This window comes from Pseudomonas sp. MRSN 12121 (assembly GCF_000931465.1).
Lineage (GTDB): Bacteria > Pseudomonadota > Gammaproteobacteria > Pseudomonadales > Pseudomonadaceae > Aquipseudomonas.
The window spans coordinates 5,743,113-5,767,783 of record NZ_CP010892.1; the positions used below are offsets into that span (position 1 = coordinate 5,743,113).

Sequence of the window (24,671 nt, forward strand, 5' to 3'; positions counted from 1 at the left end):
AGAGCGTGAAAAAACGGGTTTTCACAACTTCACAAGAGTGTGGCGAGCAAATGAATAGTTTTGCGTCTGTACTGGCACCATTAGCGTCTACAACAGCCCGATTACACAGGACCGAGCACACCTCAGATACTTGCGCTTGACGCCTGTCCGCTACGGATTTGGTTGCACAAACGGACCCTCGGCCATAAGTCGAATTGCCCGCCCCGCCCTGAAATGCGTTCATACGCGGATCAGGCCCGGTTGGTAGCGTCCGTCGAAGTTGCGAAAAATTGCGAAGATTCGGACATGGCGATCCTGGCCATGAGTGACCTGGGGCATAACGTGAACCGCCCCGTAACTCCTGGCAGCTATGCCGTCAATTTGGTGCTGCAGATTTTGGAGACGCGTTAATGGCGCATAACGAAGCAGTAGACGTCGTATTGGTTGGGGCCGGCATCATGAGTGCCACCCTCGCTGTACTGCTCAAGGAGCTCGACCCCGCGATCAAGCTGGAAGTCGTCGAGCTGATGGATTCGGGAGCCGCGGAGAGTTCCAACCCGTGGAACAACGCCGGTACCGGCCATGCCGGCCTCTGTGAGCTGAACTACACGCCACAGGCCGCCGACGGCTCCATCGATATCAAGAAAGCCGTGCACATCAACACCCAGTTCGAGGTGTCGAAGCAGTTCTGGTCCTACCTGACCAAAAAAGGCACTTTCGGGTCGTCCAAGTCGTTCATCAGCCCGGTGCCGCACCTGAGCTTCGTGCAGGGCGACAGCGGTGTGGCCTTCCTGAAGAAGCGCTTCGAGAAGCTGAGCCAGCACCACGCGTTCGCGGACATGGAATACACCGAAGACAAGGCCAAGATGGCCGAGTGGATGCCGCTGATGATGCCGGGCCGCGCGCCGGACGAAACCATCGCCGCCACCCGTGTGATCAATGGCACCGACGTCAACTTCGGCGCCCTGACCAACCAGTTGCTCAAGCACCTGACCAGCGCGCCCGATGCCCAGGTCAAGTACTGCAAGCGCGTGACCGGCCTGAAGCGCAACAAGGACAACGGCTGGACCGTGAGCATCAAGGACGTCAACAGCGGCAACAGCCGCGACGTCGATGCCAAGTTCGTGTTCCTCGGCGCCGGTGGCGCGGCACTGCCGCTGCTGCAGGCCTCGGGTATCGAGGAAAGCAAGGGCTTCGGCGGCTTCCCGGTCAGCGGCCAGTGGCTGCGTTGCGACAACCCGGAAGTGGTCAAGCGGCACCAGGCCAAGGTCTACAGCCAGGCGGCCGTGGGGTCGCCACCGATGTCCGTGCCGCACCTGGATACCCGCGTGGTCGACGGCAAGAAATCCCTGCTGTTCGGGCCTTACGCCGGCTTCACCACCAAGTTCCTCAAGCACGGTTCGTTCCTCGACCTGCCGATGTCGGTTCGCGCCGGCAACATCGGCCCGATGCTGGCCGTGGCCCGTGACAACATGGACCTGACCAAGTACCTGGTCAGCGAAGTCATGCAGTCCATGGAACAACGCCTGGAATCGCTGCGTCGCTTCTACCCGGAAGCCAAGGCCGAGGACTGGCGCCTGGAAGTGGCCGGCCAACGGGTGCAGATCATCAAGAAAGACCCGAAGAAAGGCGGCGTGCTGCAGTTCGGCACCGAACTGGTCGCGGCCAAGGACGGCTCCCTGGCCGCCCTGCTCGGCGCCTCGCCGGGTGCTTCGGTGACCGTTTCGATCATGCTGGAACTGATCGAGCGCTGCTTCCCGGCCAAGGCCAGCGGCGAGTGGGCAACCAAGCTCAAGGAAATCTTCCCGGCCCGTGAAAAGGCCCTGGAAACCGACGCCGCGCTGTATCGCAAGATCAACAGCGAGAACAACGTCAGCCTGGAGCTGGTCGAGCAGAGCAGCGAAGCCGAAAGCTACGCTTGAGCCGCTCATGAAAAACGCCCCGCTCTCCAGGAGAGCGGGGCGTTTTTTTATGGCCCTGGCGCAGTGCCGCGAGGATCGCGAGCCAGCCCGCGCCTACAGGAACGCGCGGTTCAGCCGCGAGCCTTGTCGATCAGTTCGATGTAGTCGGCGGCGTTGCGCTGGTCCTGGATCAGGGCCACGAAGTCCTTGCCCTGTTCGTCCTGCCCGTTCAGGTCGTAGCCGGCCTCGACGAAGAACACCAGGAAACGCTCGAAATCGTCGATACGCAGGCCGCGATAGGCCTTGATCAGTTTGTGCAGGGAAGGTGAAGTGGCGTCGGCCGGCTCGAAATCGAGGAACAGCTTGATCTGCGCATCGCCGATCTCGTCACCAATCACTTGTTTCTTATCTTTACGCATTGCCGACTCCAGCTCGCAGACATTTCACGGGGCACGCAGTGTACCCCCAGGCCGCGTCGCGCCTCAACGCGAGCGTACCGCGCCAGTGTGCAGGTCGGCCCAGATGTGGCCGTTGGCATAGCTGAGGAACTGGCAATACACCGTGTCGTTGCGCAGCAGGTCCATCACCACCCGATACTGGGCCAGCGGGTAGAACAGGGTGAGGGTCTTGCTCTTGTCGTCGAACTGCGGCTTTTTCAGGCTTTTGCTCTCGCCGTCGAAATTCAGCAGCACCTGGCCGATGGTCGCCCCCTTGTTCAGCGGCTTGCCCTTGAGGCGGATCAGCACAGGCGAGGTCACGGGGATCGGTTGCTGATTGGATTGCCGCTGGCTGCCGATCACCACCGAATACTCGGTGACCTGCAACAGCTGTTGCTGTTCGGGAACGCTGTCGCGCAGGGTCAGGTCGTCCGGCGGCAGGAACTGCGCGTGCATGGGCGCCGGGGCGGCGGCCAGGGGCAGGCTGAGGGTCAGAAGAAGGGCCGCGCTACTGCGAATCAACAGGCTCATGACAGGCTCCAGGCAGGTGGCCGAGCACTCTAGCATGGGTTTTTGCTGTAAATCTCAGCCACTCTGCCGGCCACCGCCGAAGACCGCGAACGCCCGACGAAGAACCCGCGCGTTGTTGCTCCACGGCAGTGGCGATAAGGGATCAGTCGAACTGGGCGCGCATCCAGGCCTGATAATCGGCCACGCCCGGCTCGCCTTCGCGAGGCGCCCAGCCCGCCAGTTCGCCCTCGCCTACCGGCCGATAGGGACCGGCCTTGCACTCGAACATCAGGCTGTCGGGCTCCAGCACCACCAGGCCATGAAAGACGCCAGCCGGAAGGTCCACACCCACGCAGTCACCGCCCGCCTGCAAGATCCGCTTCGCCAGAACCTGGCCGGCCTCGTCGAAAATCAGCAGGCCCAGGCGTCCCTTGAGCACCAGCAGGGTCTCGGCCTTGTCGGCGCTCAAGTGACGATGCGGAGGAATGTAAGTGGCCGGTTGCAGACCCACGGCCATGCGGTGGCAAGGCTCTTCCATGGCGTGAAAGTTGTGGTGCTGGCGACCACGGGGATTGGCCGAGGCTTTCTCGGCCAACTCGTGGAACAACGACTGATCAAGAAAGCTCGGCTCGCTCATGACTTACATCCCTTTGACGGCAAAAATCCCGGCAGCATTACGCCAGTAGCCCTTGTAGTCCATGCCGTAGCCGAAGATGTAGCGATCAACGCATGGCAAGCCAACGTAATCGGCCTTCAGGTCGGGACGGGCCTTGCGGTCGTGGTCCTTGTCGATCAGCACGGCGGTGTGTACTGCGCGGGCGCCGGCGTGTTTGCAGAAGTCGATGATCGCGCCCAGGGTGTGACCTTCGTCGAGGATGTCATCGATGATCAGTACATCGCGGTCGATGAAGGACACTTCCGGCTTGGATTTCCAGAACAGTTCGCCGCCGCTGGTTTCGTTGCGATAGCGGGTGGCGTGCAGGTAGGAAGCTTCCAGCGGGAATTGCAGGTGAGTCAGCAACTTGCCGGAGAAGATCAGGCCACCGTTCATCACGCAGAACACCACCGGATTGCGCTCCGCCAGTTGTTCATTGATTTGTGCACCGACTCGGGCGATGGCCGCCTCGACCTCAGCTTCGGTGTACAGGCAGTCAGCCTCGCGCATGATTTGACGGATATGCTCGAGATCAGCGGACATGGCGCTCTCCAGGGGGGTGGCAGTTTCGGAAAAGCGGGCAAAGGTACGCATCCGGCCCGGTCAGATCAAGCGTTTCTGGACTAACGTACTGAGATGTCTATAGGACAACACCCTCGGATAGATTAATCTAGGCCGGTTTTTTTGCCCGCCGCCGGAGCCTTTCCCTATGCCCATCCGTGAGATCCGCCATCCGCTGATCCGACACAAACTTGGCCTTATGCGCCGCGCCGACATTAGCACGAAGAATTTTCGCGAGCTCGCTCAGGAAGTCGGAGCCCTGCTGACGTACGAAGCCACCAAGGATCTGCCACTCGAATCCTACGAGATTCCGGGTTGGTGCGGTCCGGTCCAGGTCGAGAAGATCGCCGGCAAGAAGATCACCGTGGTGCCGATCCTGCGCGCCGGCATCGGCATGCTCGAGGGCGTGCTCAGCCTGATCCCGGGCGCCAAGGTCAGCGCCGTGGGCGTGGCCCGCAACGAGGAAACCCTGCAGGCCCACACCTACCTGGAAAAGCTGGTTCCGGAAATCGACGAACGCCTGGCCATGATCATCGACCCGATGCTCGCCACCGGCAGCTCCATGGTCGCGACCATCGACCTGTTGAAGAAGGCCGGTTGCAAGGACATCCGCGCCATGGTGCTGGTCGCCGCTCCCGAGGGCATCGAGGCCGTCGAGAAAGCCCACCCGGACGTCACCATCTACACCGCGTCCATCGACCAGAAACTCAATGAACACGGCTACATCATCCCGGGCCTGGGCGATGCCGGCGACAAGATCTTCGGCACCAAGCAGAAGGACGCCTGAGCATGCAGGACGAGTTCAACGATCCGCTCTGGCGCCAGGTCCTGTCTGGCGCCCAGATGCTCTTCGTGGCCTTTGGCGCGTTGGTGTTGATGCCGCTGATCACCGGTCTCGACCCCAACGTGGCGCTGTTCACGGCGGGTCTCGGGACTCTGCTGTTCCAGCTCGTGACGGGGCGCCAGGTGCCGGTGTTCCTGGCATCCAGCTTTGCCTTCATCACCCCGATCATCCTAGCCAAGGGCCAGTTCGGCCTGGCCGCGACCATGGGCGGCGTGATGGCGGCCGGTTTCGTCTACACCTTCCTGGGCCTGGCGGTGAAGATCAAGGGCACCGGCTTCATCGACCGGCTGCTGCCGCCGGTGGTCATCGGCCCGGTGATCATTTCCATCGGCCTGGCCATGGCGCCGATCGCCGCCAACATGGCGATGGGCAAGGCGGGCGATGGCAGTGAGCTGATTCATTACCAGACGGCGATGATGATCTCGATGCCGGCGCTGCTGACCACCCTGGTCGTCGCGGTGTTCGGCAAAGGCATCTTCCGCCTGGTGCCGATCATCTCCGGCGTGCTGGTGGGCTTCGCCCTGTCGTTCTACTTCGGCGTGGTCGATACCGCGAAGATCGCCGCGGCGCCCTGGCTGGCCCTGCCGCACTTCACCGCGCCGGAGTTCAACTGGCAGGCGATCCTGTTCATCGTCCCCGTCGCGCTGGCCCCCGCCATCGAGCACATCGGCGGGGTTATCGCCGTCGGCAGCGTGACCGGTCGCGACTATCTGAAGAAGCCCGGCCTGCACCGCACCCTGTTCGGCGACGGCATCGCCACCACTGCTGCCGGGCTGTTCGGCGGCCCGCCCAACACTACCTACGCCGAAGTGACCGGCGCGGTGATGCTGACCAAGAACTACAACCCGAAAATCATGACCTGGGCGGCGATCTTCGCCATCAGCCTGGCGTTTATCGGCAAGTTCGGCGCGCTGCTGCAAAGCATCCCGGTGCCAGTGATGGGCGGGATTCTCTGCCTGTTGTTCGGCTCGATCGCCGCGGTGGGCATGAACACCCTGATCCGCCACAAGATCGACCTGGGCGAAGCCCGCAACCTGGTGATCGTCTCGGTGACCCTGGTGTTCGGGATCGGCGGCGTGTTGATCGGCACCGGCACCGGTCCGGACGACTTCGGTCTGAAAGGCATCGCCCTGTGCGCCATCGTCGCGATCGCGCTGAACCTGATCCTGCCGGGCAACGATGGCTGGAAGAACAAGAAGGCTGACGAACCGCTGATCTGAGGATCGGCGTCAGCCGGAACATCCATCGCGGGCAAGCCTCGCTCCTGTAGGAGCGAGGCTTGCCCGCGATGCGTTCTACAAGGCCAAAGGCGCGCGCTCGCACAGGGCGCTCAAGGCCCTGGCCCATTGCGGGTCGTCGTTCAGGCACGGCACCAGCACCAACTCCTCCCCGCCCGCCTCACGGAACTGTTCGCGACCGCGGTCACCGATCTCTTCCAGGGTCTCGATGCAGTCGGCAACAAAAGCAGGGCACATCACCAGGATCTTCTTCACCCCTTGCCGGGCCAGTTCGTCCAGGCGTGCCTCGGTGTAGGGCTCGATCCATTTGGCGCGCCCCAGGCGGGACTGGAACGACACCGACCATTTGCCCTCCTCCAACCCCATGCGCTCTGCAAATGCCCGGGCGGTATTCAGGCACTGGCCGCGATAACAGGTGGCGGCCACTTCGGGAGGCGCGTCACGGCAGCAATCGCCTTCGAGGCTGTGACCGGGGTTGAGCTTTTTCAGGTGCCGCTCGGGCAAACCGTGGAAGCTCAGCAGCAGGTGGTCGAAGTCCTGCTGCAAATGCGGCCGGGCACTGGCCACCAGGGCGTCGAGGTACTCCGGCTGATCGTAGAATGGCTGCAATACCGAAAGCTGCACCGCAAGCTTCTGGTCGCGAATCACCCGCCGGGCTTCTTCCACCACCGTGGTCACGGTGCTGTCGGCGAATTGCGGGTACAGCGGCGCCAGGGTGATTCTTTTCTGCCCCTGGGCCACCAGGCGCAACAACGCCGACTCGATGGACGGCTCGCCGTAACGCATCGCCAACTCCACCGGCCCCTGCTTCCACTCGCGGCTCATGACCGCCTGCAGACGGCGACTGAGCACCACCAGCGGCGAACCTTCGTCCCACCAGATCGAAGCGTAGGCATGGGCCGACTGTTCCGGGCGCTTGATCAGGATCAGCGACACCAACAGGCGCCGGACCGGCCACGGCAGGTCGATCACGTAAGGGTCCATCAGGAATTGATTGAGGTAGCTGCGCACATCCGCCACCGAAGTGGAGGCCGGCGACCCCAGGTTGACCAGGAGCAACGCGTGATCGGTCATGCAACGTCCTATTTCAGAGGCGGCCGGACAAGTCGTCCAGGGCCGCGCGCAAATCAGTGAACTGGAAAGTGAACCCGGCGGCCAGCAAGCGCGCTGGCACCGTGCGCTGGCCCCCCAACAACAATAACGACAACTCCCCCAGGCCGAGGCGCAAGGCAAAGGCCGGCACCGGCAGCACGGCCGGCCGGTGCAAGACGCCCCCCAGGGTCTTGGCGAATTCGCGATTGCGCACCGGCGTCGGCGCGCAGGCATTATAAGGACCGCTGGCATCATTGCGGTGCAGAAGAAAATCAATCAGGGCGATTTGATCCTTGATATGAATCCACGGCATCCACTGCCGACCGTTGCCGATCGGCCCACCCAGCGCCAGCTTGAAGGGCAGCAGCAAGCGCGACAGAAAACCGCCCTCGGCGGCCAGCACCAGGCCCGTGCGAATCAGCACCACGCGCATGCCCATGGCCTCGGCGCGTTGCGCCGTCTCTTCCCAGGCGATGCACAGCTGGCTGGCGAAATCTTCGCTGACGGGGGGCGAGTCCTCGTTCAGCTCGCGCTCGCCGCCATCGCCATACCAGCCGACGGCCGAGCCGGAAATCAGCAGCCCGGGTTTCTGTTCACGGTTTTCCAGCCAGGCCAGCAGGCTTTCGGTCAGGGTGATCCGGCTGCTCCAGAGCAGCGCCTTGCGCTTGTGGGTCCAGGGGCGATCGGCGATCGGCGCCCCCGCCAGGTTGACGATGGCGTCGAGCGGCTCCTGCGCCAGCTCCTCCAGGCGAGCGATGCCACGCACTTGAGCGCCACACAAGGCGGGCACCTGGTCGGGCCGGCGACTCCACACCGTCAGTCGGTGACCCTGGGTCAGCCAGTGACGACAGAGCTGACGTCCGATCAAACCAGTACCGCCGGTCAGCAATATGTGCATGACATCTTCCTCGCGTGGCGTTTTACCCGCATCCCTAGTCTATTTTTATAAGCAGGGATCATTTCAATCGGGCAGGCTCTGTGTTTAACAATAGGACACCCTGTAAATCCGATGACGCCGAAAGTTATACCAAAAAATAAAATTGTACAGATTTAACCACGGCGTGATCTGCACAGAAAGGTAAAACGAGGCCCCCTATGACTGTACCCATCGCAATCATCGGCACCGGCATCGCCGGGCTCTCCGCCGCCCAGGCGCTGCGGGATACCGGGCATGCCGTGCAACTCTTCGACAAAAGCCGCGGCAGCGGCGGACGCATGTCCAGCAAGCGCAGCGATGCCGGCTCGCTGGACATGGGCGCACAATACTTCACCGCCCGCGACCGGCGCTTCGTCACTGAAGTGCAACGCTGGCAAGCCAATGGCTGGGCCGCCGAATGGGCGCCGCAGCTGTACAACTCCCACGGCGGCCAGCTCACCCCGTCGCCGGACGAACAGACTCGCTGGGTCGGTGCGCCACGCATGAGCGCCATCACCCGCGGCCTGCTGGGCGAAACGGAAGTGCACTTCGCCTGCCGCATCACCGAGGTCTACCGTGGCGAACGGCATTGGCACCTGCAGGATGCCGAAGGCTTCACCCATGGCCCGTTCAGCCACGTGATCATCGCCACGCCCGCTCCCCAGGCCACCGCCTTGCTGGCCGCCGCGCCAAAACTGGCCAGTGCCGCCGCCGGAGTGAAGATGGACCCGACCTGGGCCGTCGCCCTGGCCTTCGAAACCCCGTTGCAAACCCCGGTGGAAGGCTGCTTCGTCCAGGACAGCCCGCTCGACTGGCTGGCCCGCAACCGCAGCAAGCCAGGACGCGACAGCCAACTCGATACCTGGGTCCTGCATGCCAGCAGCGCCTGGAGCCGCCAGCATATCGACCTGCCGAAAGAAGCCGTGATCGAACAATTGCATGGCGCCTTCGCCGAACTGCTGCACAGCGCCATGCCCGCCCCGGTCTTCAGCCTGGCCCACCGCTGGCTCTACGCTCGCCCGGCGAGCAGCCACGAATGGGGCGCCCTGGCGGATGTCGACCTGGGGCTCTACGTCTGCGGCGACTGGTGCCTGTCCGGCCGTGTCGAAGGCGCCTGGCTCAGTGGACAGGAGGCCGCCCGCCGGTTGCACGAAAGCCTGTAGCTCATTGCATCACCCCGCGTGACCCGCTGCTGTCGCCCTGGGCAGCAGCCCGCCCTCCGAGTCCGGAACTCGCCAGGCATTGTCCCCTCGAACCACCCCGCACCGCACAAGCCGCCCCTTGGAAAAACGCTCCAGCGCCAGCGCTCATAGGCGCCGGGTCGAACAGTTTTATGGGCGCGAAACCCGCAACCCGAAAACCTGTACAAAATATTTGACTTGTACATACCCAGCTCTATGATGAGCAAAGTTGTACAGAAAATAGTTCTTGTACATGAATACTCGCGGAAGCCATGCCCATGCCCCACAGCCCGAGCCAGGCCCACAAACCGAAAATCGCCGTCAGCGCCTGTTTGCTGGGCGCGCCCGTGCGCTACAACGGCGGGCACAAGGCATCGCACCTGTGCGGCGAAGTTCTTGCGGAGTTTTTCGATCTGGTCCCGCTGTGTCCGGAAGTCGCCATCGGCCTGGGCACACCCCGCGAACCCATTCGCCTGGTGGGCGATCCACGGCAACCGCGGGCCGTCGGCAGTGTCGATCCGACCCTTGACGTCACCCAGGCCCTGGCGGACTACGGCCAGCGCATGGCGGACGAACTGGACGATATTTGTGGCTACATCTTCATGCAGCAATCGCCCTCCTGCGGGCTGGAGCGAGTCAGGGTCTACCACGGCCGCTCGGTCGAGCGCAGTGGCCGCGGCATCCATGCTCAGGCGTTCTGCAGCCGTCGCCCGGACCTGCCGGTGGAAGAAGACGGACGACTCAACGACCCGGTACTGCGGGAAAACTTCCTGACCCGGGTGTTCGCCTACAGCGCCTGGCAGGACCTGCTCCGGCAAGGTCTGAGCCGTCGCCGCCTGACCGACTTTCACGCCCGCTACAAATACCTGCTGATGGCCCACGACCCCGTGCAGTACAAGGCCCTTGGCGCCCTGCTGGGCAGCATGGGCAACAGCGACCCGGCGCACATCGGCCCGCGCTATTTCAGCCAGTTGATGGCCGCCCTGAAGAAATGCGCCACCCGGCGCACCCACACCAACGTCCTGCAACACATCAGCGGCTACCTCAAGCGTGCCATCAGCCACGAGGACAAACAGGAGATGCAGCACCTCATCGCCCAGTACCGTCACGGCATCGTGCCGCTGGTGGTGCCGCTGACCCTGCTCAAGCATCACCTGCGCCTGCACCCCGATCCCTACATCGCGCAACAGGTGTACCTGCAACCGCACCCGGAACGCCTCGGCCTGCGCAACGCGCTCTGAACCATGAACGACACCCCGGATAGCCGCCCCCACGATCACCACCGCCCGCGGGAACAGGGCTGGTTGCCGATCCGCGAAGTGACCCGCCAGACCGGCGTCAACGCCGTCACCCTGCGGGCCTGGGAGCGTCGCTACGGGTTGGTCGTACCGCAGCGCACGGCCAAGGGGCATCGGCTGTTTTCGCCCGAGCATGTGCAACGGATCCTGAACATCCTGACCTGGCTCGACCGCGGCGTCGCGGTCAGCCAGGTCAAGCAATTGCTGGACGCTACACCGGCCTCCAGCGAACCGGCGACGAACGATTGGCAGTTGCAGCGCCAACGCCTGACCCAGGCCATCGGCCAACTGGCCGAGCGCAAGATCGACGACGCGTTCAACCAGGCCATGGCCCTCTACCCGCCACGCACCCTGTGCGAACACTTGCTGCTACCGCTGCTGGGCGAACTCGAACAACGCTGGCAGGGGCGCTTCGGCACCCAGATGGAACGGGTGTTCTTCCATACCTGGCTGCGCAGCAAGCTCGCCGTGCGGGTCTACCACAACAACCGCCAGCTGCAAGGCGCCCCGCTGCTGCTGGTCAACCATGCGGAACTGCCGCTGGAGCCGCACCTTTGGCTCAGCGCCTGGCTGGTCAGCAACAGCGACTGCCCGGTGGAGGTCTTCGACTGGCCGCTGCCGCCCGGCGAGTTGGCCCTGGCCGCCGACCTCCTGAGCGCCCGGGGCGTGCTGCTGTATGCGAGCCGATCGATCGATCCGCGGCAACTGCCGCGACAGCTCGCCGGCCTGGCCTGCCCGATCTTCATCGTCGGGCCGGCGGTGCGCATCCATCGCACCGAGCTGCTCGCCTGTACCCACACAATCGCCGACCTGCACCTCGCCGAGGACCCGCTTTCGGCGCACCAGGCCCTGATCGGCCGAGGACTCTTCTAATGCCGCAACGCCCCCTGCAATTGATCTGGCTGCGCAGCGACCTGCGCCTGCACGACAACACCGCGCTGCATGCCGCGACCCAGCGCGGGCCGACGGTGGCCGTCTATCTGCTGAGCCCCGGGCAATGGCTCGCGCATGACGACGCGCCGTGCAAGGTCGACTTCTGGCTGCGCAACCTGCGCCAGCTGAGCAGCGACCTGGCGCGGTTGAACATCCCGCTGCTGATTCGTGAAGCATCGTCCTGGGACCAGGCGCCCCAGGCCTTGCTCCAGCTGTGCCGGCAACTGTCCGTCGAGGCGCTGCACGTCAACGAGGAATACGGCATCCATGAAAGCCGCCGCGACACCGCGGTGGCCAGCCTGCTGAAAAGCCAGGGCGTGGGGTTTCACAGCTACCTCGACCAACTGCTGTTCCGGCCCGGCAGCGTGCTGACCAAAAGCGGCGGTTACTTCCAGGTCTTCAGCCAGTTTCGCAAGGTCTGCTACAGCCGGCTGTACAGCGCCCTGCCGGCGCAAGTGGCGGCGCCCGGGGCACAAGCGGCGCTGGGGATACCCGCCGATGCGGTGCCGCGGCATGTCGAGGGGTTCCCCACGCCCAGCCCACAGCTGCAAGCGCTCTGGCCGGCCGGCGAAGAGGCCGCGCAACAGCGCCTTGGGTATTTCGCCGAGGCCCGGCTCGACCACTACCAGGCCGAACGCGACCTGCCGGCCAGGCCCGGCACCAGCCAGCTGTCCCCCTACCTGGCGGCCGGCGTGCTGTCGCCGCGCCAATGCCTGCACGCCGCCCTGCAGACCAACCAGGGCGAGTTCGCCAGCGGCAACCCCGGCGCGGTCACCTGGATCAACGAGTTGCTCTGGCGCGAGTTCTATAAACACATCCTGGTGGGCTACCCGCGGGTATCCCGGCATCGCGCGTTCCGCCCGGAAACCGAGGCCGTGGCCTGGCGCGACGCGCCCGATGAACTGGCGGCCTGGCAACAGGCCCGTACCGGCTTGCCGATCATCGATGCCGCCATGCGCCAGTTGCTGGAAACCGGCTGGATGCACAACCGCCTGCGGATGGTCGTGGCGATGTTCCTGACCAAAAACCTGCTGATCGACTGGCGCCTGGGCGAACGATTTTTCATGCGCCACCTGATCGATGGCGACCTGGCGGCAAACAACGGCGGCTGGCAGTGGAGTTCGTCCACCGGCACCGACTCGGCGCCCTACTTCCGTATCTTCAACCCCTTGAGTCAATCGCAGCGGTTCGACAGCCAGGGCACCTTCATCCGCCACTGGCTGCCGGAACTGGCGGGGCTGGACGCCAAAGATATCCACAACCCGGCGGCCATGGGCGGGCTGTTCGGCGTACCCGGCTACCCGGCGCCGATGGTCGATCTGGGAATGTCGCGCGAACGCGCCCTGGCGGCGTTCAAGAACCTGCCTTCGCGAGTCGACGCCAGGGGCGGACAGGACTAGGCGAGATCCGGCAAACGCCTGTCGCCGGCTGCACACAAGCCGGGCCCAGTGCCTTACACTGCGCGCCCATGACCACTATTCCCGTCACCCAGATCGCCGAAACGGCGGTCACCTGTTCCAGCTGCGCCGCCTGCTGCTGCCAGCTGGAAGTCCTGCTGATCACCGAAACCGGGGTACCGGAGCGATTTATCGACACCGACGACTGGGGGGGCGAGGTCATGCGGCGCCTGGACGACGGCTGGTGCGCCGCGCTGGATCGCGACAGCATGCTGTGCAGCATCTACGAACAACGTCCGCTGATCTGCCGGGAATTCGAGATGGGGGAAGCGGACTGTCTCAACGAACGCCGCGGCATCGCCACGGCGTATCGCTGAACGGGCCTTACAACGGCATGGTGTAGTGCAGCGCGTAGCTCTCGACGCCGTCGTTGGGAGAGGCGATGCCGGCGTTGGAGTAGTGCGTGGCGCGGATGCCGACTTCATGCCCGCCGTTGAAACGCAGGCCAAAACCGATGCGGTCCTCGAACTGGAAGGCCGAGCCGAGCTTGTTGCTTTCCACTTCGGTGTTGGCGAACACCGCCACGCCGATACCCGCCTCGACATAAGGCTTGACGCTCTGCCCGGCGAATTCGTAGACCAGCACCGGCGAGAACGACAGGCTGTGGTTGCTCGACTTGTCGTCGCCATCCCAGAAGGTGTAGGCGCCGCTCCAGTAGCCGGTCAGGCGCCCGACGTCGCTCTGCAACCAGCTTTTATCCCAGTCGAACTGCATGCCCAGGCGATAGGTCTGGGTCGAGTCGCTGGTCTGCCCCACCGAAAACTCGACGCCGGCCGCCTGTGCCGAGAAACTGTGCCCCAACAACGCGGCTGCAAGCGCAGCCAAACAGAACATTCTTCTCATCAGGAACATCCTTTTTTTAACTATTCGTATGGTGTTTTACGACTCTGCAGCTAGTAGAAGTCTGCGCGTGAACAGAAGTTCAGCGTAAATCGCCGCTTCTGCATGATTTTTTATGACGCGAAGCTTTCCACCGCTCCCGCTTCGTTCCAGAGCAGGGGCAGGATATGTCCGAAGTGAGCCAGATTGCCACTTGTCCAGAACCGCGCCTGGCGCGCAGGCCCCGCCGCCAGTAGCTCGCGTTCGCCGAGCAGACGCTCCAGCTGGCGGGCCACCGCGGCCCCGGTATCGATCAGGCTGATGTGCACAGGGATCATTTGCCCGAGCAAGGGCTTGAGAAACGGGTAGTGGGTGCAGCCCAGGATGATGGTGTCGCAACCGGCCGCCAGCAGCGGCTCGACATAGCCCCGGAGCAATTGGCGCAACGCCTCGCTGTGCAGGTCGCCGGCCTCGATCAGTTCCACCAGGCCCGGACATGGCTGGGTGATGACCTGGATGTCGGTGGCGAAGCGATCGAGCAAGGCGGCGAACTTGGCGCTCTGCAAGGTGCCGGTGGTGGCCAGCACGCCGACCACGCCGCTACGGGTCGCCGCGGCGGCCGGCTTGACCGCGGGCTCCATGCCGACGATGGGCCACTGCGGATAGTCGCGCCGCAGGTCGGCGACGCCGGCCACCGTCGCGGTATTGCAGGCCAGCACCAGCGCCTTGGCGCCCTGCTCGCGAAAGAAACCGGCGATCAGGCTGCAACGCTGGCGAATGAATTCGGGGGTTTTCTCGCCGTAGGGAATGTTGCCGCAATCGGCCACATACAACAGCGATTCGTGGGGCAGGCGCTGCCGGATCTCCGCCAGCACCGATAGGCCACCGACACCGGAATCGAAGACACCGATCGGCGCTTCACGCATGTGAGCCTCCACAGACACTGCAGCCGGGGTCACGCTTGACCCGCAGTTCGCGAAAACGCGTGCCCAGCGCGTCGATCAGCAACAGGCGGCCCACCAGCGGCTCGCCAAACCCCGCCAGCAACTTCAACGCCTCGAGGGCCTGCAGGCTGCCCACCAGGCCTACCAGCGGCCCGAGAACCCCGGCTTCGCTGCAGGTCAGCTCGGCTTCGCTGCCATGGCCATATAAACAGTGGTAACACGGGCTTTCGGGGCGACGCGGGTCGAACACCGACAATTGCCCTTCCAGGCGGATCGCGGCACCGCTGACCAGCGGCTTGCCCGCGGCGACGCATGCGGCGTTTACCGCCTCGCGGGTCGAGAAGTTATCGGTGCAGTCGAGCACCAGGTCCACCGCCGCGACCGCGGCCGCCAGGGAATCGGCATCCAGCGCCGCGCGGTGGGGCACCAGCCGAATCTCGGGGTTGATTGCGCCCAGCCGACGCAGCGCCGAATCGACCTTGCCCAGGCCGACGCTATCGGTGTCGTGGATGATCTGGCGCTGCAGGTTGGTCAGGTCGACCGTATCGAAGTCGGCCAGGTGCAACTCACCGACACCCGCCGCCGCCAGATACAGGGCCACCGGAGCTCCCAGGCCACCGAGGCCGACGATCAGTACCCGGCTGGCCTTGAGCCGCTCCTGGCCATCGATGTCGACGTGCTGCAGCAGGATCTGCCGGCTGTAGCGCAACAGTTCCTGATCGTTCAGCACGGCAGGCGCCCCAGACTGATGCGCTCATGGCCGCCCAGGTCGACACGGCTCTGCACCTCGACGAATCCCTGGGTCAGCAGCAAGTCGCGCACCGCCGGCGCCTGGTCGTAGCCGTGCTCGAGCATCAGCCAGCCGCCGGCCTCGAGGTGCGCGGGCGCCTGGGCGATGATCAGGCGCAGGTCGTCCAGCCCGTCCTTGCCCGCCACCAGGGCGCTTTCCGGCTCGAAACGCACATCGCCGGCCGCCAGGTGCGGGTCGGCATCGGCGATATACGGCGGGTTGCTGACGATCAGCTGATAACGCCGGCCTTCCAGCGCGCTGAACCAGTGGCTGCTGAGCACGGTGACATTGTCCAGTTGCAGGCGCTGGCGGTTGCGCTCGGCCAGGGCCACGGCCTCCAGCACGCGGTCGACCGCGGTGACCTGCCACGCCGGGCGTTCGCTGGCCAGAGCCAGGGCGATGGCGCCGCTGCCGGTGCCCAGGTCGAGCACCCGGGCGGGCGTGGCCGGCAGCAATTCCAGCGCCACTTCCACCAGCAGTTCGGTGTCGGGGCGCGGGATCAGCGTGTGCGGCGCAACTTCCAGGTCGAGCTTCCAGAACCCTTGCTGCCCGAGGATATAAGCCACCGGTTCGCCGGAGCGACGGCGCTGCAGGTACTCGGCAAAGGTCAACGCCGCTTCGCTGGGCACGATCCGCTCGGGCCAGGTGTGCAGGAAGCTGCGCGGCTTGCCCAGGGCCGCGGCCAGCAGCAGTTCGGCATCCAGGCGCGCGGTCGGCGAGTCGGGCAATTGGGCGGCGCGCAACAGGCTGGCGATGATGGTCATGGTATTTACTCGCCCAATGCGGCTAGTTGATCGGCCTGGTATTCGGCCAGGAGCGGTTCGATCACCGCCTCGACACCGCCGGCGAGGATCTCGTCGAGGGAATAGAGGGTCAGGTTGACGCGGTGATCGGTCACCCGGCCCTGAGGGAAGTTGTAGGTACGGATCCGCTCGGAGCGGTCGCCCGAACCGACCAGCAGCTTGCGCTCGCTGGCGATCGCGTTGGCCGCGGCGCTGGTCTGCTGGTCGTTGAGCTTGGCCGACAGCCAGGACATGGCCCGCGCCCGGTTCTTGTGCTGGGAACGCTCTTCCTGGCACTCGACCACGATCCCCGTCGGTAGGTGGGTGATACGGATCGCCGAGTCGGTCTTGTTGACGTGCTGGCCACCGGCGCCGGAAGAGCGATAGGTGTCGATCCGCAGGTCCGCCGGGTTGATCTCGATGGCTTCCTGTTCGTCCGGCTCGGGCAGCACCGCCACGGTGCAGGCCGAGGTATGGATACGGCCCTGGGATTCGGTGGCCGGCACCCGCTGGACGCGGTGCGCACCGGACTCGAACTTCAGCTTGCCGTAGACGTTTTCGCCTTCGACCCGGGCGATGACTTCCTTGTAGCCGCCGTGCTCGCCTTCGTTTTCCGAGAGGATCTCCAGCCGCCAGCCGCGCCGCTCGGCATAGCGCGAATACATGCGGAACAGGTCGCCGGAAAAGATCGCCGCCTCGTCACCGCCGGTGCCGGCGCGGATTTCCAGGAACACATTGCGCCCGTCGTTCGGGTCCTTGGGCAGCAGCATGCGTTGCAGGGTGCCTTCCAGTTCGGCCAATTGCTCCTTGGCTTCGCGGGCTTCTTCCAGCGCCATTTCGCGCATGTCCGGGTCGCTGTCCTTGAGCAGCGCCTGGGCGCCCTCGAGATCGGCCTGGACCTTGAGCACCTGTTTATAGCCCTGGACGATCGGCTCGACTTCCGCGTACTCCTTGGAATAGGCGCGGAACTTGGCCTGATCGGAAATGACTTCGCCGTCGCCAAGCAACGCGGTCAATTCCTCGAAACGATCCTGGAGGACATCCAGCTTATTGAGCAGTGACGCTTTCATTGCGGTTTTTTATCCGAAGAGTCCGAAGCACCCTCACCGAGGGCAAAGAGTTCCTGGGCCATGGCCAGCGCATCCAGGCGGCCTTCAGCGGTCAGTTTCTTCAACTGGACGCTGGGCGCATGCAGCAATTTGTTGGTCAACCCGCGAGCCAGTTGCATCAGGACCTCTTCGGCGCTGCCGCCGTTGGCCAGCATGCGCTGGGCCTTCTGCAGTTCTTCGTCGCGCAGGCGTTCGCTCTGCTGACGATACGCCTTGAGCACATCCACCGCAGCCAGCTCGCGCAGGCGCACCATGAAATCCTCGGCGCCGATGTTCACCAGCTCTTCCGCCGCCTGCGCCGCGCCCTGGCGGCTCTTGAGGTTTTCGGCGACCACTTCGTGGAGATCGTCGACGGTATACAGATAAACGTCGTCCAACTCGCCGACTTCCGGCTCGATGTCCCGGGGCACCGCGATATCCACCATGAAGATCGGCTTGTGCTTGCGCAGCTTCAGCGCGCTTTCCACCGCGCCCTTGCCGAGGATCGGCAACTGGCTGGCGGTGGAGCTGATGACGATATCGCTGTGCACCAGTTCCTGGGGAATATCCGACAGCAGCACGGCATGGGCGCCAAACTGTTCGGCCAGGGTGCTGGCACGCTCCAGGGTACGGTTGGCGACCACGATGCGCTTGACCCCCAGGTCGTGCAGGTGGCGGGCGACCAGGGTGATGGTTTCGCCGGCGCCGATCAGCAGCGCCTGGCTGCGTTGCAGGTCGCTGAAAATCTGTTTGGCCAGGCTCACCGCGGCAAAGGCCACGGAAACCGGGTTTTCGCCGATGGCGGTGTCGGTGCGCACCTGCTTGGCGGCACTGAACGTGGCCTGGAACAGACGCCCGAGCAACGGACCGATGGTGCCGGCTTCACGCGCGACGGCGTAGGCGGACTTCATCTGCCCGAGGATCTGCGGCTCGCCCAGCACCAGCGAATCCAGCCCTGAGGCGACCCGCATCATGTGACGAACGGCCGCATCGTCCTCGTGCACATAGGCACTGGCGCGCAGGTCTTCGAGGCTCAGATGGTGGTACTCGGCCAGCCAGCGCAACACGATATCCGCCGAAAGATGATCCTGTTCTATATAGAGTTCGCTGCGATTGCAGGTGGAGAGGATCGCAGCTTCGCGGCTGTCGGTAAGGCGGCAGAGCTGCTGCAAGGCCTCAACCAACTGCTCAGGGGTAAAGGCCACGCGCTCGCGGACGTCTACTGAAGCAGTCTTGTGGTTAATACCGAGTGCAAGGAAGGCCATTCAAGGTCGCTGATGATGTCGAGAAGCCGACAATTGTCCTACTTCGAAAGATTCAGAACAACCACTGCCGACTATTGTCCCAATAGACTGCCTCTTACCGGCGTCCGCCGAGTCTCGGTTATGTTTGGCCGAAGGCTTGTGTCATGATGCTCCGACCGCAGGTTAGTCATCCTCTTCCTATATGAATAGATCCTCCGCGCTGCTCCTTGCTTTTGTCTTCCTCAGCGGCTGCCAGACCCTGGCTCCCGTTTCGCCGGACGGTACCTCGCCGGTCGAAGACAGCACCCCGGCTCCCGAAAAGCCCAAGGTTTACTCCTCGTTCAGCGAAGACACGATCTTCAGCCTGCTGAGCGCGGAACTGGCTGGTCAACGCAACCGGTTCGACATTGCCCTGGACAACTACGTCACCCAGGCCGTCAACACCCAGGACCCGGGCATTTCCGAGCGGGCCTTCCGCATCGCCGAATACCTCGGCGCCGACCAGGCCGCGCTGGACACCGCGCTGATCTGGGCGAAAAACGCCCCGGACGATCTGGAAGCCCAGCGCGCCGCGGCCATCCAGCTGGCCCGCAGCGGGCGTTATGACGACTCCATGGTCTATATGGAGAAAGTCCTGCAGGGCAAGGGCGATACGCATTTCGACTTCCTCGCGCTGTCGGCCGCCGACACCGACCAGGACACTCGTAACGGCCTGATGAAGAGCTTCGACCGCCTGCTGCAGAAACACCCGAACAATGGCCAACTGGTGTTCGGCAAAGCCCTGCTGCTGCAACAGGACGGCGACACCCGCGAGGCGCTGAAGCTGCTGGAGCAGAACCCGCCGGAGGAAGGCGAGATCGCGCCGATCCTGTTGCGCGCGCGCCTGCTGCAAAGCCTCAACCGCGCTGACGAAGCCCTGCCGCTGCTGGAAAAGAGCATTCGCAAATACCCGGACGACAAGCGCCTGCGCCTGACTTACGCACGCATGCTGGTCGAACAGGATCGCATGGACGACGCCAAGGCCCAGTTCTCCAGCCTGGTGCAGCAGTATCCGGAAGACGACGAGCTGCGCTACTCCCTGGCGCTGGTCTGCCTGGAGGCCAAGGACTGGCAAGAGGCCAAAGGCTATCTGGAAGACCTGATCGCCCGGGAAAGCCATGTCGACTCGGCGCACCTGAACCTGGGCCGCATCGCCGAAGAACTCAACGATCCCCAGGGCGCGCTGGCCGAGTACGGCCAGGTCGGCCCCGGTAACGACTACCTGCCGGCACAACTGCGCCAGGCCGATATCCTGATGGGCAACGGCCGCACCGCCGACGCCGAAAAACGCCTGGCCGCGGCCCGCGACGCCCAGCCGGACTACGCCATCCAGCTGTACCTGATCGAGGCCGAGACCCTGTCCGCCAACAATCAGGGCGACAAGGCCTGGAAAATTCTCCAGCAAGCCCTGCAGCAATACCCGGACGATGTCAGCCTGCTCTACACCCGTGCGATGCAGGCCGAGAAACGCAACGACCTGGCGCAGATGGAAAAGGACCTGCGCCTGATCATCAAGCGCGAGCCGGACAACGCCATGGCCCTGAACGCCCTCGGCTATACGCTGTCGGACCGTACGACCCGCTACGCCGAAGCCAAGGCCCTGATCGAACAGGCCCACCAGTTGACCCCGGACGATCCGGCGGTACTCGACAGCCTGGGCTGGGTGAACTATCGCCTGGGCAACCTGGCGGAAGCCGAGCGCCTGCTGCGCCAGGCGCTGGAGCGCTTTCCCGACCAGGAAGTCGCTGCGCACCTGGGCGAAGTGCTCTGGGCCAACGGCAAGCAACGCGAAGCCAGGCAGATCTGGAGCAAGTTCCTCAAGGACCAGCCCGACAGCCCTATCCTGCGCAGCACCATCAAACGCCTGACCGGATCAGAGAACCTTTAAGACTATGTTTTTGCGCCACCTTATTGTCTTCAGCCTTATTGCCCTGCTCGCCGGCTGCTCCGGCTTCGGTACCCGCGAGTCCGTCGAGGGGCACGGCAGCCCTGCGCTATGGCGCGAGCACAAGCAGCAACTGAGCGGCCTCGACGGCTGGCAGATCAACGGCAAGATCGGCATTCGCGCGCCCAAGGACTCGGGCAGCGGCACGCTGTTCTGGCTGCAGCGCCAGGACTACTACGACATCCGCCTGTCGGGCCCGCTGGGCCGCGGTGCCGCCCGCCTGACCGGCCGCCCCGGCCAGGTCGCGCTGGAAGTCGCCAACCAGGGACGCTATGAAGCGCAGACCCCGGAAGCCCTGCTCGAAGAGCAACTGGGCTGGAAGCTGCCGGTTTCCCACCTGGCCTGGTGGGTTCGCGGGCTGCCCGCGCCCGACAGCAAGAGCCGCCTGACCCTGGACGGCGACAGCCGCCTGGCCAGCCTCGAGCAGGATAACTGGCAGGTCGAATACCTGAGCTACGCGCAACAGAACGGTTATTGGCTGCCCGAGCGCATCAAGCTGCATGGCCAGGACCTTGACGTCACGCTGGTGATCAAGGAATGGCAACCACGCAAGCTGGGGCAATGAGCATGAGCGCCCCCCGGCTGACCCTGCCCTCCCCGGCAAAACTCAACCTGATGCTGCATATCCTCGGTCGTCGCGAAGACGGCTACCACGAACTGCAGACGATCTTTCAGTTTCTCGATTACGGCGATGAAATCACTTTCGCCGTCCGCGACGACGGCGTCATTCGCCTGCACACGGAATTCCCCGACGTGCCTCACGACAGCAACCTGATCGTGCGCGCGGCCAGGCAGCTGCAGGCACAATCGGCCTGCCCGCTGGGCATCGATATCTGGATCGACAAGGTCCTGCCCATGGGCGGTGGCATCGGCGGCGGCAGTTCCAACGCGGCGACCACCCTGCTGGGCCTGAACCATCTCTGGCAACTGGGCTGGGACAGCGACCGGCTGGCTTCGCTGGGCCTGGGGCTGGGCGCCGATGTCCCGGTTTTCTTGCGCGGGCATGCCGCTTTTGCCGAGGGCGTGGGGGAGAAACTCACCCCGGTCGAACCCGAGGAGCCCTGGTATCTCGTGCTGGTGCCGCAAGTCTCTGTAAGTACAGCAGAAATTTTTTCGGATCCGCTGTTGACACGTGACACCGCGCCCATTAAAGTGCGCCCCGTTCCCGAGGGAAACAACAGAAACGACTGCCTTCCGGTAGTTGCAAGGCGTTATCCAGAAGTACGTAACGCATTGAATTTGTTAGGTAAATTTACCGAAGCAAAACTGACTGGAACTGGAAGTTGTGTGTTTGGGGGCTTCCCAAGCAAAGCTGAAGCTGATAAAGTCTCGGCCCTTCTTACAGAGACCCTTACAGGGTTTGTAGCAAAAGGAAGCAACGTTTCGATGTTGCATCGCAAGCTGCAAAGTCTGCTCTAAAGGAACCAAGTGCCAGGCACTTGATGCAACAGATACAGGGGCGTCGCCAAGCGGTAAGGCAGCAGGTTTTGATCCTGCCATGCGTTGGTTCGAATCCAGCCGCCCCTGCCATTTTCCTTATACTCATCCAGGTATACCCTCAGCCTTCAGGTACTGCGCGTGTCCAAGATGATGGTCTTTACGGGGAACGCTAACCCCGATCTGGCTCGGCGTGTCGTACGTCAGCTGCATATCCCTCTCGGTGACATCTCTGTCGGAAAGTTTTCCGACGGCGAGATTACCGCTGAGATCAATGAAAATGTCCGCGGTAAAGACGTCTTCATTATTCAGCCGACTTGCGCTCCGACCAACGATAACCTGATGGAACTCGTCGTGATGGCTGATGCCTTCCGCCGCTCCTCAGCGACTCGAATCACTGCTGTAATTCCTTACTTTGGTTATGCCCGTCAGGATCGCCGTCCGCGTTCCGCACGTGTGGCTATCAGCGCGAAAGTCGTGGCTGACATGCTGACCGTCGTCGGCATCGACCGTGTGCTCACGGTTGACCTGCACGCAGACCAGATTCAAGGCTTCTTCGATATTCCGGTAGATAACATCTACGGCTCCCCCGTTCTGGTGGACGACATCGAAGACCAACGTTTCGAAAACCTCATGATCGTGTCCCCGGACATTGGCGGCGTCGTGCGTGCACGTGCCGTGGCCAAGTCCCTGGGCGTGGACCTGGGGATCATCGACAAGCGCCGTGAGAAAGCCAATCACTCCGAAGTGATGCATATCATCGGTGACGTCGAAGGTCGTACCTGCATCCTGGTTGACGACATGGTCGACACCGCCGGCACCCTGTGCCACGCGGCCAAGGCCTTGAAAGAGCATGGCGCTGCCAAGGTCTTTGCCTACTGCACGCACCCCGTGCTGTCGGGTCGGGCAATCGAGAACATTGAAAATTCCGTGCTGGACGAGCTGGTGGTGACCAACACCATCCCGCTGTCCGCCGCAGCACAGGCCTGCGTGCGTATCCGCCAACTGGATATCGCGCCGGTGGTTGCCGAAGCGGTTCGCCGCATCAGCAACGAAGAATCGATCAGTGCGATGTTCCGATAAGGGCCCTGCCCTTTTCGAAATGTCTCGTTGACGAAAAGCGCCCCGCCCCGGCACCACTGCCGGGGCGGGGCTTTTTTGCCCATGCCGTGTTTGGCGCTGGTCGCAAACGCCACTCGGTAATGGCTATTTTGGAGATATGAAATGACTGATTTCACCCTGAACGCTCAAGCGCGTACTGACCTGGGGAAAGGTGCGAGCCGCCGCCTGCGTCATGCCGCGAACATTCCTGCCGTTGTCTACGGTGGTAACAAGGACGCCGAGTCCGTGACCATCCTGGCCAAGGAAATCGCCAAGCTGTTCGAAAACGAAGCTGCCTTCAGCCACGTTATCGAGCTGAACGTCGACGGCACCAAGCAGAACGTCGTGATCAAGGCCCTGCAGCGTCACCCAGCCAAGCAGTTCATCATGCACGCTGACTTCGTGCGCGTTGTTGCCGGCCAGAAACTGACCGCCAAGGTTCCAGTTCACCTGATCAACGAAGAAGCTCCGGTCAAGAAAGGCGGCGAAATCTTCCGCGCAGCCACCGAGATCGAAGTTTCCTGCCTGCCGAAAGACCTGCCTGAGTTCATCGAAGTCGACATGGCCGAGACTGAAATCGGCACCGTGATCCACCTGTCCAACCTCAAGGCCCCTAAAGGCGTTGAGTTCGTTGCCCTGGCTCACGGTAACGACCTGGCTGTTGCCAACGTTCACGCTCCACGTGTTGCTCCAGAAGCTGAAGAAGGCGCTGCAGAGTAATCCACTCTGCTTGCCGGAGTGGCCGGAAACATCGCGGACTGGAACGTAGCGAGAAAGCGGGCGGGAACGCGGAGTTTACATCCATGGTAAATGAGCTTTTTTCGTCCGTTTTCGCCGCTCTCCCGGGTTGCGGCGATGTTATCCACCACTCCAAGGAAGGGCCCCTATCGTGACTGCCATCAAACTGATCGTTGGCCTGGGTAATCCAGGTGCCGAATACGAACAGACCCGGCATAACGCAGGGGCCCTTTTTGTTGAGCGCATCGCCGACAAACAAGGCGTCAGCCTTGTGGCCGATCGCAAGTATTTCGGCCTGACCGGGCGCTTTTCGCACCAGGGTCAGGACATTCGTCTGCTGATCCCCACCACCTACATGAACCGCAGCGGCCAGGCCGTGGCGGCATTGGCCGGTTTCTTCCGCATCAAGCCCGAAGAAATCCTGGTGGCGCACGACGAACTCGACCTGCCACCCGGCGTCGCCAAGCTCAAGCAGGGCGGCGGGCACGGCGGGCACAACGGGTTGCGCGACATCATCGCGCAACTGGGCAACCAGAATACCTTCCACCGCCTGCGGCTTGGCATCGGCCATCCCGGCGTCGCCAGCATGGTCTCGAACTTCGTCCTGGGTCGCGCGCCACGCGCCGAACAGGAAAAGCTCGACGCCAGCATCGATTTTGCCCTCGGCGTGCTGCCGGATATCTTCGCCGGGGAATGGAACCGCGCGATGAAAAACCTGCACAGCCAGAAGGCCTGACTCTTA

26 protein-coding genes and 1 tRNA gene are annotated in these 24,671 nt (G+C 63.4%); 15 read left to right on the forward strand and 12 right to left on the reverse strand.

From position 1 onward, the window contains the following. The first annotated feature begins 389 nt into the window (after positions 1 to 389). Positions 390 to 1,901, forward strand: coding sequence for a malate dehydrogenase (quinone) (gene mqo / locus TO66_RS26065; RefSeq protein WP_044464979.1), 1,512 nt, complete (start codon positions 390 to 392; stop codon positions 1,899 to 1,901). A 110-nt stretch (positions 1,902 to 2,011) separates the two neighbouring features. On the opposite strand, the gene TO66_RS26070 is transcribed toward mqo, so the two are convergent. From TO66_RS26070 to TO66_RS26085, 4 genes are all read right to left on the reverse strand, one after another. Continuing rightward, positions 2,012 to 2,299: a PA4642 family protein gene (locus tag TO66_RS26070; protein ID WP_044464980.1), complete on the reverse strand. Its 288-nt coding sequence runs from the start codon at positions 2,297 to 2,299 to the stop codon at positions 2,012 to 2,014. A gap of 63 nt (positions 2,300 to 2,362) precedes the next feature. After that, on the reverse strand, positions 2,363 to 2,848 hold the full coding sequence (locus TO66_RS26075) for a hypothetical protein (protein WP_044464981.1): 486 nt from the start codon (positions 2,846 to 2,848) through the stop codon (positions 2,363 to 2,365). A 142-nt stretch (positions 2,849 to 2,990) separates the two neighbouring features. Further along, positions 2,991 to 3,464 carry a WbuC family cupin fold metalloprotein gene (locus TO66_RS26080; RefSeq protein ID WP_044464982.1) on the reverse strand — a complete coding sequence of 158 codons (474 nt, stop codon included), beginning with the start codon at positions 3,462 to 3,464 and terminating at the stop codon, positions 2,991 to 2,993. A 3-nt stretch (positions 3,465 to 3,467) separates the two neighbouring features. Beyond that, complete coding sequence (locus TO66_RS26085; protein WP_044464983.1) at positions 3,468 to 4,025, reverse strand: hypoxanthine-guanine phosphoribosyltransferase; 558 nt, start codon at positions 4,023 to 4,025, stop codon at positions 3,468 to 3,470. Positions 4,026 to 4,191: 166 nt separating this feature from the next. Between TO66_RS26085 and upp the strand changes: the two genes are divergently transcribed. Both upp and TO66_RS26095 read left to right on the forward strand, forming a co-directional pair. Then, positions 4,192 to 4,830: a uracil phosphoribosyltransferase gene (gene upp, locus TO66_RS26090; protein ID WP_007928379.1), complete on the forward strand. Its 639-nt coding sequence runs from the start codon at positions 4,192 to 4,194 to the stop codon at positions 4,828 to 4,830. Positions 4,831 to 4,832: 2 nt separating this feature from the next. Then, the gene (locus TO66_RS26095) at positions 4,833 to 6,107 is read left to right on the forward strand and encodes a uracil-xanthine permease family protein (RefSeq protein ID WP_044464984.1); all 1,275 of its coding nucleotides are present in this window, start codon (positions 4,833 to 4,835) and stop codon (positions 6,105 to 6,107) included. A 75-nt stretch (positions 6,108 to 6,182) separates the two neighbouring features. Here the strand turns inward: TO66_RS26095 and hemH are convergent, their stop codons facing one another. Together hemH and TO66_RS26105 are read right to left on the reverse strand one after the other, a co-directional pair. Continuing rightward, entirely contained in the window at positions 6,183 to 7,199 is a 1,017-nt protein-coding gene (hemH, locus tag TO66_RS26100) for a ferrochelatase (protein ID WP_044464985.1), read from the reverse strand. Positions 7,200 to 7,212: 13 nt separating this feature from the next. Then, a complete protein-coding gene (locus TO66_RS26105) occupies positions 7,213 to 8,115 on the reverse strand; it encodes a TIGR01777 family oxidoreductase (protein ID WP_044464986.1) in 903 nt (300 codons plus the stop codon). 197 nt (positions 8,116 to 8,312) lie between these two features. Between TO66_RS26105 and TO66_RS26110 the strand changes: the two genes are divergently transcribed. The 5 genes from TO66_RS26110 (at position 8,313) to TO66_RS26130 (ending at position 13,319) form a co-directional block, all read left to right on the forward strand. Further along, positions 8,313 to 9,296, forward strand: a complete 984-nt coding sequence (locus tag TO66_RS26110; protein WP_044464987.1) for an NAD(P)/FAD-dependent oxidoreductase — start codon at positions 8,313 to 8,315, stop codon at positions 9,294 to 9,296. A 296-nt stretch (positions 9,297 to 9,592) separates the two neighbouring features. Continuing rightward, on the forward strand, positions 9,593 to 10,555 hold the full coding sequence (locus tag TO66_RS26115) for a DUF523 and DUF1722 domain-containing protein (protein ID WP_044466160.1): 963 nt from the start codon (positions 9,593 to 9,595) through the stop codon (positions 10,553 to 10,555). Between the two features lie 3 nt (positions 10,556 to 10,558). Continuing rightward, on the forward strand, positions 10,559 to 11,485 hold the full coding sequence (locus TO66_RS26120; RefSeq protein ID WP_044464988.1) for a MerR family transcriptional regulator: 927 nt from the start codon (positions 10,559 to 10,561) through the stop codon (positions 11,483 to 11,485). A gap of 14 nt (positions 11,486 to 11,499) precedes the next feature. Continuing rightward, the gene (gene phrB, locus TO66_RS26125) at positions 11,500 to 12,945 is read left to right on the forward strand and encodes a deoxyribodipyrimidine photo-lyase (RefSeq protein WP_044466161.1); all 1,446 of its coding nucleotides are present in this window, start codon (positions 11,500 to 11,502) and stop codon (positions 12,943 to 12,945) included. 68 nt (positions 12,946 to 13,013) lie between these two features. After that, positions 13,014 to 13,319: a YkgJ family cysteine cluster protein gene (locus TO66_RS26130; RefSeq protein ID WP_044464989.1), complete on the forward strand. Its 306-nt coding sequence runs from the start codon at positions 13,014 to 13,016 to the stop codon at positions 13,317 to 13,319. A 7-nt stretch (positions 13,320 to 13,326) separates the two neighbouring features. Here the strand turns inward: TO66_RS26130 and TO66_RS26135 are convergent, their stop codons facing one another. The 6 genes from TO66_RS26135 to hemA all read right to left on the reverse strand — a co-directional run bounded on the left by TO66_RS26135 (position 13,327) and on the right by hemA (position 18,690). Then, the gene (locus tag TO66_RS26135; RefSeq protein WP_044464990.1) at positions 13,327 to 13,845 is read right to left on the reverse strand and encodes an acyloxyacyl hydrolase; all 519 of its coding nucleotides are present in this window, start codon (positions 13,843 to 13,845) and stop codon (positions 13,327 to 13,329) included. 110 nt (positions 13,846 to 13,955) lie between these two features. Continuing rightward, positions 13,956 to 14,747 (reverse strand): glutamate racemase, encoded by a 792-nt coding sequence (gene murI / locus TO66_RS26140; RefSeq protein ID WP_044464991.1) that lies wholly within the window; start codon positions 14,745 to 14,747, stop codon positions 13,956 to 13,958. Beyond that, entirely contained in the window at positions 14,740 to 15,495 is a 756-nt protein-coding gene (locus TO66_RS26145) for a molybdopterin-synthase adenylyltransferase MoeB (RefSeq protein WP_044464992.1), read from the reverse strand. Before TO66_RS26145 ends, murI begins: the two co-directional genes overlap by 8 nt. Then, positions 15,489 to 16,319 carry a peptide chain release factor N(5)-glutamine methyltransferase gene (prmC, locus tag TO66_RS26150; RefSeq protein ID WP_044464993.1) on the reverse strand — a complete coding sequence of 277 codons (831 nt, stop codon included), beginning with the start codon at positions 16,317 to 16,319 and terminating at the stop codon, positions 15,489 to 15,491. Before prmC ends, TO66_RS26145 begins: the two co-directional genes overlap by 7 nt. A 5-nt stretch (positions 16,320 to 16,324) precedes the next feature. After that, the gene (prfA, locus tag TO66_RS26155; RefSeq protein WP_044464994.1) at positions 16,325 to 17,407 is read right to left on the reverse strand and encodes a peptide chain release factor 1; all 1,083 of its coding nucleotides are present in this window, start codon (positions 17,405 to 17,407) and stop codon (positions 16,325 to 16,327) included. Next, positions 17,404 to 18,690, reverse strand: coding sequence for a glutamyl-tRNA reductase (gene hemA / locus TO66_RS26160; RefSeq protein WP_044464995.1), 1,287 nt, complete (start codon positions 18,688 to 18,690; stop codon positions 17,404 to 17,406). The genes prfA and hemA overlap by 4 nt, the downstream gene beginning before the upstream one ends. 181 nt (positions 18,691 to 18,871) lie before the next feature. On the opposite strand from hemA, the gene TO66_RS26165 reads away from it, so the two are divergent. From TO66_RS26165 to pth, 7 genes are all read left to right on the forward strand, one after another. Continuing rightward, positions 18,872 to 20,596: a tetratricopeptide repeat protein gene (locus tag TO66_RS26165; protein WP_044464996.1), complete on the forward strand. Its 1,725-nt coding sequence runs from the start codon at positions 18,872 to 18,874 to the stop codon at positions 20,594 to 20,596. Positions 20,597 to 20,600: 4 nt separating this feature from the next. Further along, positions 20,601 to 21,218 (forward strand): lipoprotein insertase outer membrane protein LolB, encoded by a 618-nt coding sequence (gene lolB, locus TO66_RS26170; RefSeq protein WP_044464997.1) that lies wholly within the window; start codon positions 20,601 to 20,603, stop codon positions 21,216 to 21,218. Between the two features lie 2 nt (positions 21,219 to 21,220). Next, complete coding sequence (gene ispE, locus TO66_RS26175) at positions 21,221 to 22,072, forward strand: 4-(cytidine 5'-diphospho)-2-C-methyl-D-erythritol kinase (RefSeq protein ID WP_044466162.1); 852 nt, start codon at positions 21,221 to 21,223, stop codon at positions 22,070 to 22,072. 36 nt (positions 22,073 to 22,108) lie between these two features. Next, positions 22,109 to 22,183, forward strand: a tRNA-Gln gene (locus TO66_RS26180). 48 nt (positions 22,184 to 22,231) lie between these two features. Continuing rightward, the gene (locus tag TO66_RS26185) at positions 22,232 to 23,173 is read left to right on the forward strand and encodes a ribose-phosphate pyrophosphokinase (RefSeq protein WP_003205529.1); all 942 of its coding nucleotides are present in this window, start codon (positions 22,232 to 22,234) and stop codon (positions 23,171 to 23,173) included. A 141-nt stretch (positions 23,174 to 23,314) separates the two neighbouring features. Then, positions 23,315 to 23,911, forward strand: coding sequence for a 50S ribosomal protein L25/general stress protein Ctc (locus tag TO66_RS26190; RefSeq protein ID WP_044464998.1), 597 nt, complete (start codon positions 23,315 to 23,317; stop codon positions 23,909 to 23,911). Positions 23,912 to 24,080: 169 nt separating this feature from the next. After that, a complete protein-coding gene (pth, locus tag TO66_RS26195; RefSeq protein ID WP_044464999.1) occupies positions 24,081 to 24,665 on the forward strand; it encodes an aminoacyl-tRNA hydrolase in 585 nt (194 codons plus the stop codon). The last annotated feature ends 6 nt before the right edge of the window (positions 24,666 to 24,671 follow it).

What these genes read in the sequence shown, in the direction of transcription:
- TO66_RS26085 (WP_044464983.1), bottom strand. Translation starts at nt 4,025, where the DNA reads ATGTCCGCTGATCTCGAGCATATCCGTCAAATCATGCGCGAGGCTGAC.
- TO66_RS26070 (WP_044464980.1), bottom strand. Translation starts at nt 2,299, where the DNA reads ATGCGTAAAGATAAGAAACAAGTGATTGGTGACGAGATCGGCGATGCG.
- TO66_RS26190 (WP_044464998.1), top strand. Translation starts at nt 23,315, where the DNA reads ATGACTGATTTCACCCTGAACGCTCAAGCGCGTACTGACCTGGGGAAA.
- mqo (WP_044464979.1), top strand. Translation starts at nt 390, where the DNA reads ATGGCGCATAACGAAGCAGTAGACGTCGTATTGGTTGGGGCCGGCATC.
- lolB (WP_044464997.1), top strand. Translation starts at nt 20,601, where the DNA reads ATGTTTTTGCGCCACCTTATTGTCTTCAGCCTTATTGCCCTGCTCGCC.
- TO66_RS26165 (WP_044464996.1), top strand. Translation starts at nt 18,872, where the DNA reads ATGAATAGATCCTCCGCGCTGCTCCTTGCTTTTGTCTTCCTCAGCGGC.
- TO66_RS26095 (WP_044464984.1), top strand. Translation starts at nt 4,833, where the DNA reads ATGCAGGACGAGTTCAACGATCCGCTCTGGCGCCAGGTCCTGTCTGGC.
- TO66_RS26120 (WP_044464988.1), top strand. Translation starts at nt 10,559, where the DNA reads ATGAACGACACCCCGGATAGCCGCCCCCACGATCACCACCGCCCGCGG.
- TO66_RS26075 (WP_044464981.1), bottom strand. Translation starts at nt 2,848, where the DNA reads ATGAGCCTGTTGATTCGCAGTAGCGCGGCCCTTCTTCTGACCCTCAGC.
- hemA (WP_044464995.1), bottom strand. Translation starts at nt 18,690, where the DNA reads ATGGCCTTCCTTGCACTCGGTATTAACCACAAGACTGCTTCAGTAGAC.
- TO66_RS26135 (WP_044464990.1), bottom strand. Translation starts at nt 13,845, where the DNA reads ATGAGAAGAATGTTCTGTTTGGCTGCGCTTGCAGCCGCGTTGTTGGGG.
- prmC (WP_044464993.1), bottom strand. Translation starts at nt 16,319, where the DNA reads ATGACCATCATCGCCAGCCTGTTGCGCGCCGCCCAATTGCCCGACTCG.
- upp (WP_007928379.1), top strand. Translation starts at nt 4,192, where the DNA reads ATGCCCATCCGTGAGATCCGCCATCCGCTGATCCGACACAAACTTGGC.
- TO66_RS26130 (WP_044464989.1), top strand. Translation starts at nt 13,014, where the DNA reads ATGACCACTATTCCCGTCACCCAGATCGCCGAAACGGCGGTCACCTGT.
- hemH (WP_044464985.1), bottom strand. Translation starts at nt 7,199, where the DNA reads ATGACCGATCACGCGTTGCTCCTGGTCAACCTGGGGTCGCCGGCCTCC.
- TO66_RS26115 (WP_044466160.1), top strand. Translation starts at nt 9,593, where the DNA reads ATGCCCCACAGCCCGAGCCAGGCCCACAAACCGAAAATCGCCGTCAGC.
- TO66_RS26105 (WP_044464986.1), bottom strand. Translation starts at nt 8,115, where the DNA reads ATGCACATATTGCTGACCGGCGGTACTGGTTTGATCGGACGTCAGCTC.
- TO66_RS26110 (WP_044464987.1), top strand. Translation starts at nt 8,313, where the DNA reads ATGACTGTACCCATCGCAATCATCGGCACCGGCATCGCCGGGCTCTCC.
- TO66_RS26080 (WP_044464982.1), bottom strand. Translation starts at nt 3,464, where the DNA reads ATGAGCGAGCCGAGCTTTCTTGATCAGTCGTTGTTCCACGAGTTGGCC.
- murI (WP_044464991.1), bottom strand. Translation starts at nt 14,747, where the DNA reads ATGCGTGAAGCGCCGATCGGTGTCTTCGATTCCGGTGTCGGTGGCCTA.
- ispE (WP_044466162.1), top strand. Translation starts at nt 21,221, where the DNA reads ATGAGCGCCCCCCGGCTGACCCTGCCCTCCCCGGCAAAACTCAACCTG.
- prfA (WP_044464994.1), bottom strand. Translation starts at nt 17,407, where the DNA reads ATGAAAGCGTCACTGCTCAATAAGCTGGATGTCCTCCAGGATCGTTTC.